We start from the raw sequence: 14,608 nt of genomic DNA, 5'->3' as shown, positions 1-14,608 counted from the left end.
AAATTGAGCTATACAGTCAGAGCGCCAAATAGTGGCTATCTGCCGCCGCCCTGCGCCTCAATAAAAATAAGAAAGGGAGCTCACCCGTGAAGCGCTTGCTCTATCCCGCTGTCGCCCTGATGAACCGCCTGAGTTTTGGCATGAAGTTCAGCCTGATCAGCGTGCTGTTCCTGCTGCCGATGCTGGCGACCAACTATTTTCTGGTGCGTGACTCCTGGTCGCAATTCCAGGGCACCCGCATTGAACTGCAAAGCCTCGATTTGCTCGGCAGCAGCCTGGCCCTGCGGCGCGATCTGGAGACACTGAACAATCAGGTGCAGATCAACGCGGTGCTGGGGCAATCAGGTAAGGCCGGCGACCTCGAAGGCAAGATCAGTACCCTTGAGCAGAGCGTACTGAGCCGCCTGCTAAGCCTCAACGCCATGACCGCCGACGCTGAGCAAGCCAGCGCCTTTGACGGCAAACGCGACGAGTTAATCGCCGCCTTCAAGGCCCAGCAGCAGGAAACCTCGCTGCTGAGCAAAAGCGCGCTGATCGGCAAATTACTCAACAAGGCGCAGATGTTGAGCCAGATCATTGCCAGCCAGTCCGGCTTGAGCCGCGACCCTCAGAGTGATTTGCGCCAGCTCAGTGAGCTGCTCACCAGCGTCACCGCGCAAGTCACCCAAACCCTCGGCGAAGGGCGGGCCATGGGTGCGTACTCCCTCGGCCAGGGCTTTCTCAATTCATCCTCCAGCACGCGCTTTGACGAACTGTTGCAACAGTTGGAAAAACTCCAGGCTGAATACGCCTTGAAGCTGCAGGATGCCCTGGGCGCCAGTACCGCCGCGCACACGGCGCTCGACAGCTTGGCCCAGGCCAGCAGTGCCAGCCTCAAACAAGGCAGCGAGTTGTTTGAAGAGCAGGTCGTCATGGCGCAAACCCTCGACGCGCCGTGGCAGGGGTTCTACGAAGATGTCAGCCGACTGATGGCCCAGACCTACCAGCTCAATGACACCACCCTGAGGTTCCTTGAGCAGCAACTGCAGCAGCGCCTGGCGCAAAACCGCACGCACATGGTGGTGCTGGTGTGTGCCCTGGTGGCGGTGTTCTTGCTGATCTTCTATTTGTATGCAGGCTTCTATGCCTCCACGCGCACCACCTTGCGCCGACTGGGCGCGATGATGGACAAGGTGGCGGCCGGCGACATGACCGTCACGTTTGTGGCCCACAGTCGCGATGAACTGGGCGACCTGGGCCAAGTGTTCAACGGCACTGTGGCCAAGATCCACGACTTGATCGAACGCGTGGGGCACACCGTTAGCCAGGTCGAGCTGCAAGCCGGCCAGGTGCAGGCCGTGTCTTCGCAAAGCAATCAGGCGGTGTCCGGCCAGCGCAGCCAGATTGAACAGGTGGCGACGGCGATGAATCAGATGTCTTCCACCGCCCAGGAAGTGGCACGCAGCGCGGCCGCGGCGGTCAATAGCGCCCAAAGCGTCAACCACGAAACCGTCACCGGCCGTGGCCTGGTGCAATCCCAGCAGGGCAGCATTGCGCGCCTGGCGTCGGAGATTGATGAATCGGTGCGGGTGATCAATCAACTGGCCGCCGACAGCCAGTCCATCAGCAGCGTGCTGGAAGTGATCAAAAGCATCGCCGAGCAAACCAACCTGCTGGCGCTCAATGCGGCGATCGAGGCGGCGCGCGCCGGTGAGCAGGGGCGTGGTTTTGCGGTGGTGGCCGATGAGGTGCGCACCCTGGCCCGGCGCACGCAGCATTCCACCGAAGAAATCGAACAGATGATCAGCCGTTTGCACAGCGGTGTAGGCGCAGCGGTGAAGGCCATGGGCACCAGCCATACCATGGCCGATGGTACCGTGGCTCAGTCGGAAAAGGTCCAGCAGGCCCTGGAAAATATCCTTGGCGCCGTGGGCATGATCGTCGATCAGAACCAGCAGATCGCCGCCGCCGTCGAGCAGCAAACCGCAGTCGCGCAGGATATCGACCAAAACATCGTCGAAATCAATCGAGCCGGCGAACATGCGGCCCAGGGCGCGCAGCAGACCGAGGCCGCCAGCCGGCAGCTGTCGTTGCAGGTCATTGAACTGAAGCACTTGATCGGGGCGTTTCGTGTGTAAGACCTGCGCATAGGAATAGGCTTGATGGTTTGTGGTGCCTGTCCTTATTTTTCGGTGTGCCTGTTTTGATCATGTGATTGGGTGAGAATTTGTTTCACCCAATCCGGGTACTCGGGAGGCAACGCGATGACGGCGGTTATCGGCATCAAAGGGCACTGCGCCCATTGCGACATCACCTTCGAACTCAAGCCCTGGCAATTGAACGCCATTGCCATCCGTGAGCCGTTTGATTGCCCGTATTGTCAGCGGGTCCTGGAGTTGAACTGCCCCAGGCAACTGCGCCAGTTCAAATCCTTGGACCACTGGGCCATGGTGCACCCCAGCATGATGGTACTGACCAGCGCGGTGCTGATCGTGGCGATGGTGGCCGAGTGGCTCGGCCTGATCAGTATGGTCGGGCAGCTCAACGTTTCATTGATAGTGGTACTTATGCACTTTCTGACGCTGCGTTACGTGCGCCACCGGCAGCGACTGACCTTGGATTTGCAGGTGGTCAACGTGCTACCAGTTGAACAGCTCGCACGCGTTGCGTGTGCTCGTTTCGGCCAGCACTGAAGGGCTGATGCCCATGCGTTCGGCCAAGGCGTCGCAGATAGCCGGCAGGTGTTGCGGGCTGTTGCGCTGGCCGGGGTACATGGCCGGCGCCATGTCCGGCGAATCGGTTTCCAGCACCAGCGCCTCAAGCGGCAGCTGGGTCAGCACCTTGTGCATACGCAGCGCCTGGGGCCAAGTGGCCGCGCCGCCCAGGCCCAGTTTAAAGCCGAGTTTGATGTATTCGCGGGCCTCCTCAACGCTGCCGGCAAACGCATGAATGATGCCGCCGCGCGGCAGGCGGATGCGTTTGAGGGTGGCGATCACTGCCGCGTGGCTGCGGCGCACGTGCAGCAGGGCTGGGAGCTGGAAATCCACAGCCAGTTTCAGCTGCGCTTCAAACAGGCTTTGCTGACGTTCGCGGTCCAGTTGTTCGAGGAAGTAATCCAGCCCGATCTCACCGACGGCGCACAGTTGCCGATGGCCCTGTAGACGGGTCAGCCAATCACCCAACTCGATCAGGTCGGCGGGGCGATGATCTTCCAGATACACCGGGTGCAGGCCGAAGGCGGCAAATAAACTTTCATCGTCCTGCACCAGATCCCACAGCCGTTGCCAGTTCTGCTGATACACACCCAGCACCACCATGCGCTGCACGCCGAGTTGGCGGCTGTGGGCGAGAACTGCCCGGCGATCCGTGTCGAAATCCGGGAAGTCCAGGTGGGTGTGGGTGTCGATCAGCTCCACGCTCAAGCCTCGTGAATGCGCTGCTTGAAGGTCCGGCCGATGGCATGCACGCCGGGCTCATACTGTTCTTCTTCGATGGCCGCCAGGGCCAGGCGCAGGGCGGTGTCGGCGATCAGTTGATGTTGCTGGGCCATGGCGTTGACCGGCAAGGGCAGGAAGTCGAGCAGTTGGGTGTCGCCGAACGTGCCCAGGCGCAACGGCCGGGACTTGAGCGGGAAGTCATGCAACGCGTCGAACACACCTTGCAGCAGCACGTAGGAAGTCGTCACCAGCGCGTCAGGCAAATGCCCCAGGCGTTGCAGGAGTTCTTCCATCAGTTGGCGGCCACAGTCACGGCTGAAGGCTTCACCCTGCTCGATCAGCACGTCGCCCTTGAAGTCTCTCAAGGCTTCACGGAAACCGGCAGCGCGTTCCTGGCTGATGCTCAGTTCGGGGTGTGCGCCGATCAGCGCGATCTGCTTGGGCAGCGGCTGCAACAGGCTGCTGGTGAGTTGCTGGCAGGCCTGGCGGTCGTCGCTGACCACCGAGCAGAACTGCCCGGGTTCCATCACCCGGTCGATGGCGATCACCGGCAGGCCCTTGGCTTGCAGCTCACGGTAGCTGTCATCGCTGGCCGGCAAACAACTGGCCACGAACAGTGCATCGCAGCGCCGCGCGCGGAACAGTTGCAGCAGTTGGCGTTCGCTGTCGGCTTCATCATCGGAGCTGGCGATCAGCAGTTGGTAGCCGCGCGCCCGCGCGCCTTGTTCCAACAGCTTGGCGATGCGTGCGTAGCTGGGGTTTTCCAGGTCGGGCAAGATAAAGCCCAAGGTGCGCGTGTGCCGACTGCGCAGCCCGGCGGCCTGAGGGTTGGGCGTAAAGCCATGGGCTTCGACCACAGCACGCACACGCTCGACGGTGGCGCTGCTGATGCGTTGCTGTTCGGCCTTGCCGTTGATGACATAGCTGGCGGTGGTAACGGACACACCGGCCAGACGTGCGATATCACTGAGTTTCAAACCGGGATTTCCTTGTTTTTTAGAGCTTGCCCCGACATTTTGTCCAATCGTAACCGATTCCTGCACACGACTATTGTCTGAGCTCAAGTGCCGAGTGGTCCTTCAAGCTTGCATAATTAGCGCATAATCTGCCATAAATTCTAGATTAAACGTTTCAGCAAGCGTATTTTTACGATGTTCGCCACTGAGTGACTACTGCCAATTGACCACTCAGTCAGTTATTTATGAACGCGCCTGCGCTGATTTATTCAAAACAATACCTAGTGCCCACAGTGCACTAACTAGGAGAACGGCATGCTTGAGCTCACTGTAGAGCAGATTTCCATGGGCCAGGTGGCTGTGGATAAATCTGCTGCCTTGCACCTGCTCGCGGACAAACTGGTGGCCGATGGCCTGGTCGCCGAGGGTTATCTGAGCGGCTTGCAAGCCCGTGAAGCCCAAGGCTCGACTTTTCTCGGCCAAGGTATTGCCATCCCCCACGGTACGCCGGAAACCCGTGACCAAGTGTTTTCCACGGGCGTACGCCTGCTGCAATTTCCCGAAGGGGTGGATTGGGGCGACGGCCAGATCGTCTACCTGGCGATCGGCATCGCGGCCAAATCCGATGAACACCTGCGCCTGCTGCAACTGCTCACCCGCGCCCTCGGAGAAACCGACCTGGGCCAGGCGCTGCGCCGTGCCGGCTCCGCCGAAGCCTTGCTGAAACTGCTGCAAGGCGCACCACAGGAACTGGCGCTGGACGCGCAGATGATCAGCCTGGGCGTATCGGCCGACGATTTTGAAGAGCTGGTCTGGCGTGGCGCACGCCTGTTGCGTCAGGCCGATTGTGTCAGTAATGGTTTCGCCGCCGTGTTGCAGCAAGTCGACGCGCTGCCGTTGGGCGATGGCCTGTGGTGGCTGCACAGCGAGCAGACGGTGAAGCGCCCAGGCCTTGCGTTCGTGACGCCGGACAAACCGATGCGTTACCTCGGCCAGCCCCTGAACGGCCTGTTCTGCCTGGCCAGCCTGGGTGAGGCGCATCAAACCTTGCTCGAACGCCTGTGCGCCTTGTTGATTGAAGGTCGCGGCCAGGAATTGGGCCGCGCTACCAGCAGCCGGGCGGTGCTTGAAGTATTGGGCGGTGAACTGCCGCCGGACTGGCCGAATGCGCGCATCACCCTGGCCAATGCCCATGGTTTGCATGCGCGGCCGGCGAAGATCCTCGCGCAATTGGCGAAAAGTTTTGACGGCGATATCCGCGTGCGCATCGTTGATGGCCCGGTGGGTGCCGTCTCGGTGAAAAGCCTGAGTAAGTTGCTGAGCCTCGGCGCCCGTCGCGGCCAGGTGCTGGAGTTTGTCGCCGAGCCTGTGATTGCCGGTGATGCATTGCCCGCGCTGCTGGCAGCGGTGGAGCAAGGGCTCGGTGAGGAAGTCGAGCCGCTGCCGACCGTGAGTGCCCAACCTGCCATCCTTGATATTGAACCGGCGATCAGCGCGCCTGTGTCCGGCAGCCAGGTCCAGGCCATCGCCGCCGCGCCCGGCATTGCCATCGGCCCGGCGCATATCCAGACCCAGCAGGTCTTCGATTACCCGCTGCGTGGCGAGTCTGCGGCCATTGAGCGCCAGCGCCTGCACGCCGCGCTCACCGAGGTGCGCGCTGATATCCAGGGTTTGATCGAGCGCAGCCAATCCAAGGCGATCCGCGAGATTTTCATCACCCACCAGGAAATGCTCGACGACCCGGAGCTGACCGACGAAGTCGACACGCGACTCAAGCAAGGCGAGAGCGCGCAAGCTGCCTGGATGAGCGTGATCGAAGCCGCCGCCAAGCAGCAGGAGTCGTTGCAGGATGCCTTGCTCGCTGAGCGCGCCGCCGACCTGCGTGATATTGGCCGCCGAGTGCTGGCGCAATTATGCGGCCTGGAAACCGCCCAGGAGCCGAGCGAACCTTACATCCTGGTGATGGATGAAGTCGGCCCCTCTGACGTTGCCCGCCTGGACCCAACCCGCGTCGCCGGCATCCTCACCGCCCGTGGCGGCGCCACGGCCCACAGTGCCATCGTTGCGCGTGCCTTGGGCATTCCTGCTTTGGTAGGCGCCGGCGCGGCGGTGTTGTTGCTGGCCGCTGGCACACAGCTATTGCTCGACGGCCAGCGCGGTCGATTGCATGTCGACCCCGACGCGGCCACCCTGCAACGCGCCACGGTCGAGCGCGACACCCGCGAACAGCGCCTGCAAGCGGCCTCGGCCCAGCGTCACGAACCGGCCATGACCCGCGATGGCCATGCCGTAGAAGTGTTCGCCAATATCGGTGAAAGCGCAGGCGTTGCGGCGGCAGTGGAGCAGGGCGCCGAAGGCATTGGGCTGTTGCGCACCGAACTGATTTTTATGGCTCACCCGCAAGCACCGGATGAAGCCACCCAGGAAGCCGAATACCGCCGTGTGCTCGACGGCCTTGGCGGTCGCCCGCTGGTGGTGCGCACCCTGGATGTGGGCGGCGACAAACCGCTGCCGTATTGGCCGATTGCCGAGGAAGAAAACCCCTTCCTCGGTGTGCGCGGCATTCGCCTGACCTTGCAGCGCCCGCAGATCATGGAAGCGCAATTGCGTGCGCTGTTGCGCTCGGCGGACAACCGCCCGCTGCGCATCATGTTTCCCATGGTCGGCAGTGTTGATGAATGGCGAGCCGCCCGCGATATGACCGAGCGCCTGCGTCTGGAAATCCCGGTGGCCGACCTGCAACTGGGCATCATGATCGAAGTACCGTCTGCCGCTTTGCTCGCGCCGGTACTCGCCAAGGAAGTCGACTTTTTCAGCGTCGGCACCAACGACCTCACCCAGTACACCCTGGCCATCGACCGTGGCCACCCAACCCTGTCGGCCCAGGCCGATGGCCTGCACCCGGCCGTGTTGCAACTGATCGACATCACCGTGCGCGCCGCCCATGCCCATGGCAAATGGGTCGGCGTGTGCGGCGAACTGGCGGCGGACCCGCTGGCGGTGCCGGTGCTGGTCGGGCTGGGTGTGGATGAGTTGAGTGTGTCAGCCCGCAGCATTCCCGAAGTGAAGGCGCGGGTGCGTGAATTCAGTCTGAGCGAGGCCCAGGGCCTGGCGCAAAAAGCGCTTGCGGTGGGTTCGCCCGCGCAAGTGCGAGCCCTAGTGGAGGCCGTGTAAATGGCGAAGATTCTGACCCTGACGCTGAACCCGGCGTTGGACCTTACGGTACGCCTGGCACACCTGGAACCCGGTGCAGTCAACCGCAGCGAAACCCTGTTGACCCATGCTGCCGGCAAGGGTGTGAATGTCGCCCAGGTGCTGGCGGACTTGGGGCATGAAGTCACCGTCGGTGGCTTTCTGGGGGAAGACAACCCGCAAGCGTTTGACGCGCTGATCGCACGGCGTGGTTTTGCCGATGCGTTTATTCGCGTACCGGGCGAAACCCGCAGCAATATCAAGATCGCTGAACAGGATGGCCGGGTGACCGACATCAATGCGCCGGGGCCGCAGGTCAGTGAGCAGGCACAATTGGCCTTGCTCAATCAATTGACCCTGATCGCCCCGGGGCATGCTGCCGTAGTAGTCGCTGGCAGTTTGCCGCGCGGCGTCAGCGCGCAGTGGTTTCAGAGTTTGCTTGTGCATTTGAAAAGCCTCGGCCTGAAAGTCGTCCTCGACACCAGCGGCGAAGCCTTGCGCGCGGGCATCAAGGCCGGCCCGTGGTTGATCAAACCCAACACCGAAGAACTCGCCGAAGCCCTCGATTGCGCCACCGACTCCATCGCACAGCAGGCCCAGGCCGCCGAGCGTTTGCATGCTCAAGGCGTGGAGCATGTGGTGGTCTCCCACGGCGCCGAGGGCGTGAACTGGTTCAGCCCAGGCACCGCGCTGCATGCCACGCCGCCCAAGGTCAGCGTCGCCAGCACGGTGGGTGCGGGCGATTCGTTGCTGGCCGGGATGCTGCACGGTCTGCTCAGGTTTGATCTGCCGGAAACCACCTTGCGCCGGGCCACGGCGATTGCCGCCATGGCGGTCACGCAGATCGGTTTTGGCATCAGCGATGACGCGCAGTTGGCGCGCCTCGAAAGCGGCGTCCATGTGCGCACGCTGACAGAACAATAAGAGGGTTTGTGATGAAGTTAGCCATTGTTACCGCCTGCCCGAACGGCATGGTCACCAGTGTGCTGTGCGCCCGCTTGTTGGACGCCGCCGCGCAGCGCCAGGGCTGGAGCACCAGCACCGAAGTCGTAGATGTGCAGCACCCTGAGCGCCAGTTGTCTCAAGCCACAATCGATGCTGCCGAATGGGTGTTGCTGGTCAGTAGCACGCCGGTGGATATGCAGCGGTTTGTCGGCAAGCGTGTATTCCAGAGCACGCCGGCCCAGGCGCTGGCGGATGTCGACGCGGTGCTGCGCCGTGGTGCCGAAGAGGCCCAGGAATACGTCGCCAGCCAAGCGCCGGTGGCGGCGAAGAATGCCCCGCGTATCGTCGCGATCACGGCCTGCCCGACCGGCGTGGCCCACACCTTCATGGCCGCCGAAGCCTTGCAGCAAACGGCCAAGCGCCTGGGCTATGACTTGCAGGTCGAGACCCAGGGGTCGGTGGGCGCACGCACGCCGTTGAGCGCGCAGGCCATCGCCGATGCCGATGTGGTGTTGCTGGCGGCGGATATCGAAGTCGCCACTGAGCGTTTCGCCGGCAAAAAGATTTACCGCTGCGGTACCGGCATCGCCCTCAAGCAGTCCGAGGCCACGCTCAACAAGGCGCTGGCCGAAGGCGCGGTAGAAAACGCCGCCAGCGGTGCGGTCGGCAAAAAAGAAAAAACCGGCGTGTACAAGCACTTGCTCACCGGCGTGTCGTTCATGTTGCCGATGGTGGTGGCGGGCGGGCTGTTGATCGCCTTGTCGTTTGTGTTCGGCATCCATGCTTTTGAAGAAAAAGGCACCTTGGCTGCCGCCCTCAAAACCGTCGGCGACCAGGCCTTTATGCTGATGGTGCCGTTGCTGGCGGGCTACATCGCTTATTCGATTGCCGACCGTCCGGGCCTGGCGCCGGGCATGATCGGCGGCTTGCTGGCGGGCACCTTGGGCGCCGGGTTTATCGGCGGCATCCTCGCCGGTTTCCTTGCCGGTTACTGCGTCAAGCTGATCACCCGCGCGGTGCAATTGCCGCAAAGCCTGGAGGCGCTCAAGCCGATCCTGATCATCCCGCTGCTGGCGAGCTTGTTCACCGGCCTTGCGATGATCTATCTGGTCGGCCCGCCGGTGGCGCGGTTGCTCACGGGGCTGACGGATTTTCTCAGCACCATGGGCACCACCAATGCGGTGCTGCTGGGCATTTTGTTGGGCGGCATGATGTGTGTGGATTTGGGCGGGCCGATCAACAAGGCAGCGTATGCGTTTTCGGTCGGCCTGCTGGCCGCGTCCAGCGGTGCACCGATGGCGGCGACCATGGCCGCTGGCATGGTGCCGCCGATCGGCATGGGCATCGCCACCTTGCTGGCGCGGCGCAAGTTCGCCCAGACCGAGCGCGAGGCGGGTAAGGCCGCAATGATCCTGGGCCTGTGCTTTATCTCTGAAGGCGCGATTCCATTTGCCGCCAAAGACCCGCTGCGGGTGATCCCGGCCAGCATCGCCGGTGGCGCGTTGACCGGCGCGCTGTCGATGTATTTCGGCTGCAAACTCGCCGCACCCCATGGTGGTTTGTTTGTGTTGGTGATTCCGAATGCAATGAACCATGCGCTCCTGTATTTGCTGGCGATTGTGGCGGGCAGCTTGGTGACCGGGTTGGTGTATGCGCTGATCAAGCGCCCCGAGGCGGCGGAGATGGCGGTCACCTCAGCCAAGGCCTGATGCTGTTTAAACTGTGGGAGCTGGCTTGCCTGCGATTGCTTTCTGTCAGTCACCCTTTCAGTGACTGATTCACCGCTATCGCAGGCAAGCCAGCTCCCACCTTTGATCTCCAGTGTTCTTATGGTCGGTGTCACATCCGCTTCATGCTCCCGTGTTTAAGTTGCCCTTTTGATACTCAAGAGGGCACCTGCATGAGCCACTTCGATCTCGGCCGTCGCCGCGTGATGCAAGCCGTTGGCGCCGGTTTGTTGCTGCCGGGCCTGGCGCCGGCAGTGATCGCCTCGGTCAAGGACCGCCCCCAACTCACCGACGGCGTGCAGTCCGGCGACTTGCTGGGCGATCGGGCGATGATCTGGAGCCGCAGCGACCGCCCGGCGAAGATGGTGGTGGAGTGGGACACCCGCAGTGTGTTCAGCAACCCGCGCAAATTTATCTCGCCCCTGGCCGACAGCCGCACCGACTTTACCGCCCGCGTCGAACTCACCGGGCTGCCGGTCGATCAGGCGATTTTCTACCGTGTGCACTTTGAAGACGCCCAGACCGGCGTGGCCAGCGAGCCGTGGTTCGGCCACTTGCGCAGCGTTCCGCAGCAGCGTCGTGATATCCGTTTTGTGTGGAGCGGCGACACTGTCGGCCAGGGCTTCGGCATCAACCCGGACATCGGCGGCATGCGCATTTACGAAGCCATGCGCCTGCGCCTGCCGGACTTTTTTATCCACAGCGGTGACACTATCTACGCCGACGGCCCGGTGCCGGCCCAGCTGACCGTTGAAGACGGGCGCATCTGGCGCAACATCACCACCGAAGCCAAGAGCAAAGTCGCCGAAACCCTCGACGAATATCGCGGCAATTACCGCTACAACCTGCTGGATGAAAACGTGCGCCGCTTCAATGCCGAAGTGCCGCAGATCTGGCAGTGGGACGACCACGAGGTGATCAACAACTGGTCGCCGAGCAAGGTGCTCGATGAGCGTTACCAGACCAAGGACATCAACACCTTGGTCGGCCGCGCACGCCAGGCCTGGCTGGAGTATTCACCGATGCGCCGCCAGAGCGCCGATGGCGGTGGGCGCATCTATCGCAAGCTCAGCTACGGGCCGTTGCTGGATGTGTTTGTGCTGGACATGCGCAGTTATCGCGGGCCTAACGACGACAACCTGGGCGGCGAAAAGCCCTTTATGGGCCGTGAGCAACTGGACTGGCTCAAGCGCGAACTCAAGGCCTCCCAGGCGCAGTGGAAAGTCGTCGCCGCCGACATGCCTATCGGCCTCGGCGTGCCCGACGGTGAAGTCAGCCCCGGCGTGCCACGTTGGGAAGCCATCGCCAACGGCGACCCAGGCCCGGCCCAAGGTCGTGAGCTGGAGATTGCCGAACTGTTAGGGTTTTTGCGCGCGCAGCAGGTGCGCAACCATGTGTGGCTGACGGCGGATGTGCATTACTGCGCGGCGCATCATTACCACCCGGACCGCGCGGCGTTTCAGGATTTCGAGCCGTTCTGGGAGTTTGTGGCCGGGCCGCTGAATGCGGGGAGCTTCGGGCCTAATCAACTGGACAAAACCTTTGGACCGGAGGTGGTGTTCCAGAAGGCTCCGCCTGCGCAGAACACTTCGCCGTTTGCCGGTTTTCAGTTTTTTGGTGAAGTGCAGATTGACGGGCAGACGGCGGAGTTGACCGTGATCTTGCGGGACTTGGATGGGGTCTCGGTGTTCGAGCAAAAGCTGCAGCCCGCCTGACCTGCAATGCACGTAAAACTGTGGGAGCTGGCTTGCCTGCGATGGCATCACCCTGGTGTCACTGATACACCGAGGTGCCTGCATCGCAGGCAAGCCAGCTCCCACAGTTGCTCCTCGGTGTTTATGAGGGCTTAGTACACATCCCGACGATAGCGGCCCTGCTCAATCAAACGCTCCACCGCTTCGCTGCCCAGCACCTCGTGCAGCACTTGATCCACACCCGTGGCCATGCCCTGCAAGCTGCCGCACACATAAATCGCGGCGCCTTCGGCCAGCCATCTACGCAATACGTCTGCCGATTCGCGCAGGCGGTCCTGTACGTAGATTTTCTCTGCCTGGTCGCGGGAAAACGCCAGGTCCAGCAGGGCCAGGTCACCGCTGGCCAGCCAGCCTTGCAGCTCGTCCTGGCACAGGTAGTCGTGGGCAATATTGCGTTCGCCGAACAACAGCCAGTTGCGCTGCTGGCCATCGGCGATGCGCGCTTTAAGCAAACTGCGCAGGCCGGCCAGGCCGGTGCCGTTGCCCAGCAGGATCAGCGGCACCGGCGCTTCGGGCAAGTGGAAGCCACTGTTGCGGCGCAGACGCAGGCTGACGCCGGAGCCGATGGCGGCGTATTCGGTCAGCCAGCCCGAGCCCAGGCCCAGGCTGCCGTCGGGGTGGCGCTCCTGGCGTACGATCAGCTCCAGCACGCCGTCGCTGGCAATCGAGGCGATGGAGTATTCGCGCATGCCCAAGGGCACCAGCGCGTTGACCAGCGCTTGTGCGTGCAGGCCCACCAGATGCGCGCGGTTGTCCGGCAGTTGGCGGGTGGCCAAAGCCTGGTTGAGGGTTTGCGCCAGGCCGTCGATCAACACACCATCGCTGCCGACCAGGCCCAGGCCTGCGAGGAAATGCTCGATGGCCCACGGGCAATTGCGCGGCAGCACTTCCACCAGGTCACCGGCCAGCCAGCTTTGCGGCGCAGGCGGCGTGAGGCCCAGCAGGTAGATGTCTGAGCCAACGCTGTCGCGGTTAAGCAGGGTGCGATGGGTGAGGGTCCAGTTTTCAAACTGAGGCGCTTGCCAGGCCGCTGCCGGTGCTTGGCCGGTGATTTGGCCCAGTTGTTGTTGCCACATCAGCAGCGCTTCGCTGTCGCCGCTGTCGACTTCCACCGGCGCGAACAACGGCGTGCCGCCCTGGTGGGTCAGCCAGAAGTGCAGGCGCCGGGCAAAACCGCAGAAGTGTTCATACTGGCGATCACCGAGGGCCAGCACCGAGTAGTTCAAGCCTTTGAGCGACAGATCCTGGCCGAGCACGCTGCGCTCAAAACCCCGGGCGCTGTCCGGGGCTTCGCCGTCGCCGAAGGTGCTGACCACGAACAGCGCATGCTGCGATTGGCTCAGGTCGTGCTGGCTGACGCTGCCCAGCGGCTGCACTTTCACCGGCAAGCCGGCGGCCTGCAATTGCCCGGCGGTTTGCCAGGCCAACTGCTCGGCAAAACCGCTCTGGCTGGCAAAGCCGATCAGCCAGGCCGGTGCATCGCTGTGGTTGGCGCCGAGGCCTTTGCGGGCGTCGCGCACTTGGCGCTTTTTGCGGCGACGGTCCAGGTACAGCAGCCAGCCGGTGATAAAGAACAACGGCATCATCAGCGAACTGAGGGTGAGGAGGATGCGCCCGGTCCAACCGAAGTAGCTGCCGGTGTGCAACGCATAAATGCTAGTGAGCAATTGGGACTTGAGCGTCTTGCTGGCGTATGGGGCGTGGGTTTTGACCTCGCCGGAGGACGGGTCCAGGTTGATCTGGTTCAGCGCGCGGTCGTGGGGCGATGAGTTGAGCAGGTAATACACAATGGCTGGCTGCCCGGCGACGGCCGGCATGCGAATGTTGTAGGCGATCAAACCGGGGCCGGCGTTGGCGTAGATGCTGCTCCATATGGCGTCGTAGTTGGCCACCGGCGCCGGGCCTTCGGGCGGCGGGCCGCGTTTGCGCAGGCGCTCGTTTTGCGGCGCGTCGGACAGCAGTTTGTTCAGGCCCTGGCTGTACCAGTCGTAGGACCAATACAGGCCGGTGAGCGCCGAGAACAGATAGAACAACAGGCACCAGGTGCCGACCACCGAGTGCAGGTCCCAGTTGAAGCTGCGGCCTTTCTTGCGCCAGTCCAGCGTCAGCCAGGCGCGCCAGCTTGCCACTTGGCGCGGCCAGCGCAGGTACAGGCCCGAGAGGCAGAAGAACACCAGGATGAGGCTGCAGGCGCCGGTGATGTTACGCCCGGTTTCGCCCATGGCGAGGAAGCGGTGCAGCTGCAAGATAAAGCCGAGCACATCCTGGCCGACGGCGTCGCCCATGTAGTCGCTGGTGTAGGGGTCGAAGTAGCGCATCTGGCCACGCCGTTCGCCCGGCGGGGCGGTGAAGAACACACGCGCGGCGTTGCCGCTGTCGCTTTCCACCCACAGCATCGATACGGTCTTGCCTTCGGTGGCCTCAAGCTTGCGCACCAGTTCGGCAGGCGGCAGCACACCGGCTTCGCGTTTTTCGACCTTCAAGACTGTGGGGTTGAGCGCCCGCAGGATTTCATCCTGAAACGAGACCGCAGCCCCGGTTATCCCCATCAACGCCAGCACCAGCCCGGCAGTGATGCCGAAGAACCAGTGCAATTGGAACAGGGTTTTTTTCAACAC

9 protein-coding genes and 1 pseudogene are annotated in these 14,608 nt (G+C 62.7%); 7 read left to right on the top strand and 3 right to left on the bottom strand.

Annotated features, from left to right (window positions below):
• Nucleotides 1-119: 119 nt before the first annotated feature.
• The 3 genes and pseudogenes from AB4P96_RS27650 to AB4P96_RS27640 form a co-directional block, all read left to right on the top strand.
• A pseudogene (locus tag AB4P96_RS27650) lies at nucleotides 120-1,211 on the top strand (methyl-accepting chemotaxis protein); the annotation flags it as partial.
• Nucleotides 1,188-2,117 carry a methyl-accepting chemotaxis protein gene (locus AB4P96_RS27645; RefSeq protein ID WP_395601004.1) on the top strand — a complete coding sequence of 310 codons (930 nt, stop codon included), beginning with the start codon at nucleotides 1,188-1,190 and terminating at the stop codon, nucleotides 2,115-2,117. The pseudogene AB4P96_RS27650 and the gene AB4P96_RS27645, both read left to right, overlap by 24 nt.
• 126 nt (nucleotides 2,118-2,243) lie before the next feature.
• Nucleotides 2,244-2,672, top strand: coding sequence for a hypothetical protein (locus tag AB4P96_RS27640; protein WP_017138307.1), 429 nt, complete (start codon nucleotides 2,244-2,246; stop codon nucleotides 2,670-2,672).
• On the opposite strand, the gene AB4P96_RS27635 is transcribed toward AB4P96_RS27640, so the two are convergent.
• Nucleotides 2,619-3,395 carry a TatD family hydrolase gene (locus tag AB4P96_RS27635; RefSeq protein ID WP_017138306.1) on the bottom strand — a complete coding sequence of 259 codons (777 nt, stop codon included), beginning with the start codon at nucleotides 3,393-3,395 and terminating at the stop codon, nucleotides 2,619-2,621. The genes AB4P96_RS27640 and AB4P96_RS27635 overlap by 54 nt on opposite strands.
• Before the next feature lie 2 nt (nucleotides 3,396-3,397).
• On the bottom strand, nucleotides 3,398-4,393 hold the full coding sequence (gene cra / locus AB4P96_RS27630; protein WP_017138305.1) for a catabolite repressor/activator: 996 nt from the start codon (nucleotides 4,391-4,393) through the stop codon (nucleotides 3,398-3,400).
• A 294-nt stretch (nucleotides 4,394-4,687) separates the two neighbouring features.
• Here cra and ptsP point away from each other — a divergent pair, with 294 nt between their 5' ends.
• The 4 genes from ptsP to AB4P96_RS27610 all read left to right on the top strand — a co-directional run bounded on the left by ptsP (nucleotide 4,688) and on the right by AB4P96_RS27610 (nucleotide 11,951).
• Entirely contained in the window at nucleotides 4,688-7,546 is a 2,859-nt protein-coding gene (gene ptsP, locus AB4P96_RS27625) for a phosphoenolpyruvate--protein phosphotransferase (RefSeq protein WP_395600317.1), read from the top strand.
• Nucleotides 7,547-8,488 carry a 1-phosphofructokinase gene (gene pfkB / locus AB4P96_RS27620; protein WP_017138303.1) on the top strand — a complete coding sequence of 314 codons (942 nt, stop codon included), beginning with the start codon at nucleotides 7,547-7,549 and terminating at the stop codon, nucleotides 8,486-8,488.
• Between the two features lie 11 nt (nucleotides 8,489-8,499).
• A complete protein-coding gene (locus AB4P96_RS27615) occupies nucleotides 8,500-10,218 on the top strand; it encodes a PTS fructose-like transporter subunit IIB (RefSeq protein ID WP_395600316.1) in 1,719 nt (572 codons plus the stop codon).
• A gap of 191 nt (nucleotides 10,219-10,409) precedes the next feature.
• Complete coding sequence (locus tag AB4P96_RS27610) at nucleotides 10,410-11,951, top strand: alkaline phosphatase (protein WP_099548346.1); 1,542 nt, start codon at nucleotides 10,410-10,412, stop codon at nucleotides 11,949-11,951.
• A 131-nt stretch (nucleotides 11,952-12,082) separates the two neighbouring features.
• Here the strand turns inward: AB4P96_RS27610 and AB4P96_RS27605 are convergent, their stop codons facing one another.
• On the bottom strand, nucleotides 12,083-14,608 hold the full coding sequence (locus AB4P96_RS27605; protein WP_395600315.1) for a PepSY domain-containing protein: 2,526 nt from the start codon (nucleotides 14,606-14,608) through the stop codon (nucleotides 12,083-12,085).

Origin of the sequence: Pseudomonas sp. B19125, from assembly GCF_044218855.1 — a bacterium.
Lineage (GTDB): Bacteria > Pseudomonadota > Gammaproteobacteria > Pseudomonadales > Pseudomonadaceae > Aquipseudomonas > Aquipseudomonas edaphica.
The sequence above is the reverse complement of the archived record's forward strand: the minus strand, read 5'-3'. Positions and strand labels throughout refer to the sequence as shown.

Excerpts from the sequence above, each read along its gene's own strand:
- AB4P96_RS27645 (WP_395601004.1), top strand. The coding sequence starts at position 1,188 with ATGACCGTCACGTTTGTGGCCCACAGTCGCGATGAACTGGGCGACCTG.
- AB4P96_RS27640 (WP_017138307.1), top strand. The coding sequence starts at position 2,244 with ATGACGGCGGTTATCGGCATCAAAGGGCACTGCGCCCATTGCGACATC.
- ptsP (WP_395600317.1), top strand. The coding sequence starts at position 4,688 with ATGCTTGAGCTCACTGTAGAGCAGATTTCCATGGGCCAGGTGGCTGTG.
- pfkB (WP_017138303.1), top strand. The coding sequence starts at position 7,547 with ATGGCGAAGATTCTGACCCTGACGCTGAACCCGGCGTTGGACCTTACG.
- AB4P96_RS27615 (WP_395600316.1), top strand. The coding sequence starts at position 8,500 with ATGAAGTTAGCCATTGTTACCGCCTGCCCGAACGGCATGGTCACCAGT.
- AB4P96_RS27610 (WP_099548346.1), top strand. The coding sequence starts at position 10,410 with ATGAGCCACTTCGATCTCGGCCGTCGCCGCGTGATGCAAGCCGTTGGC.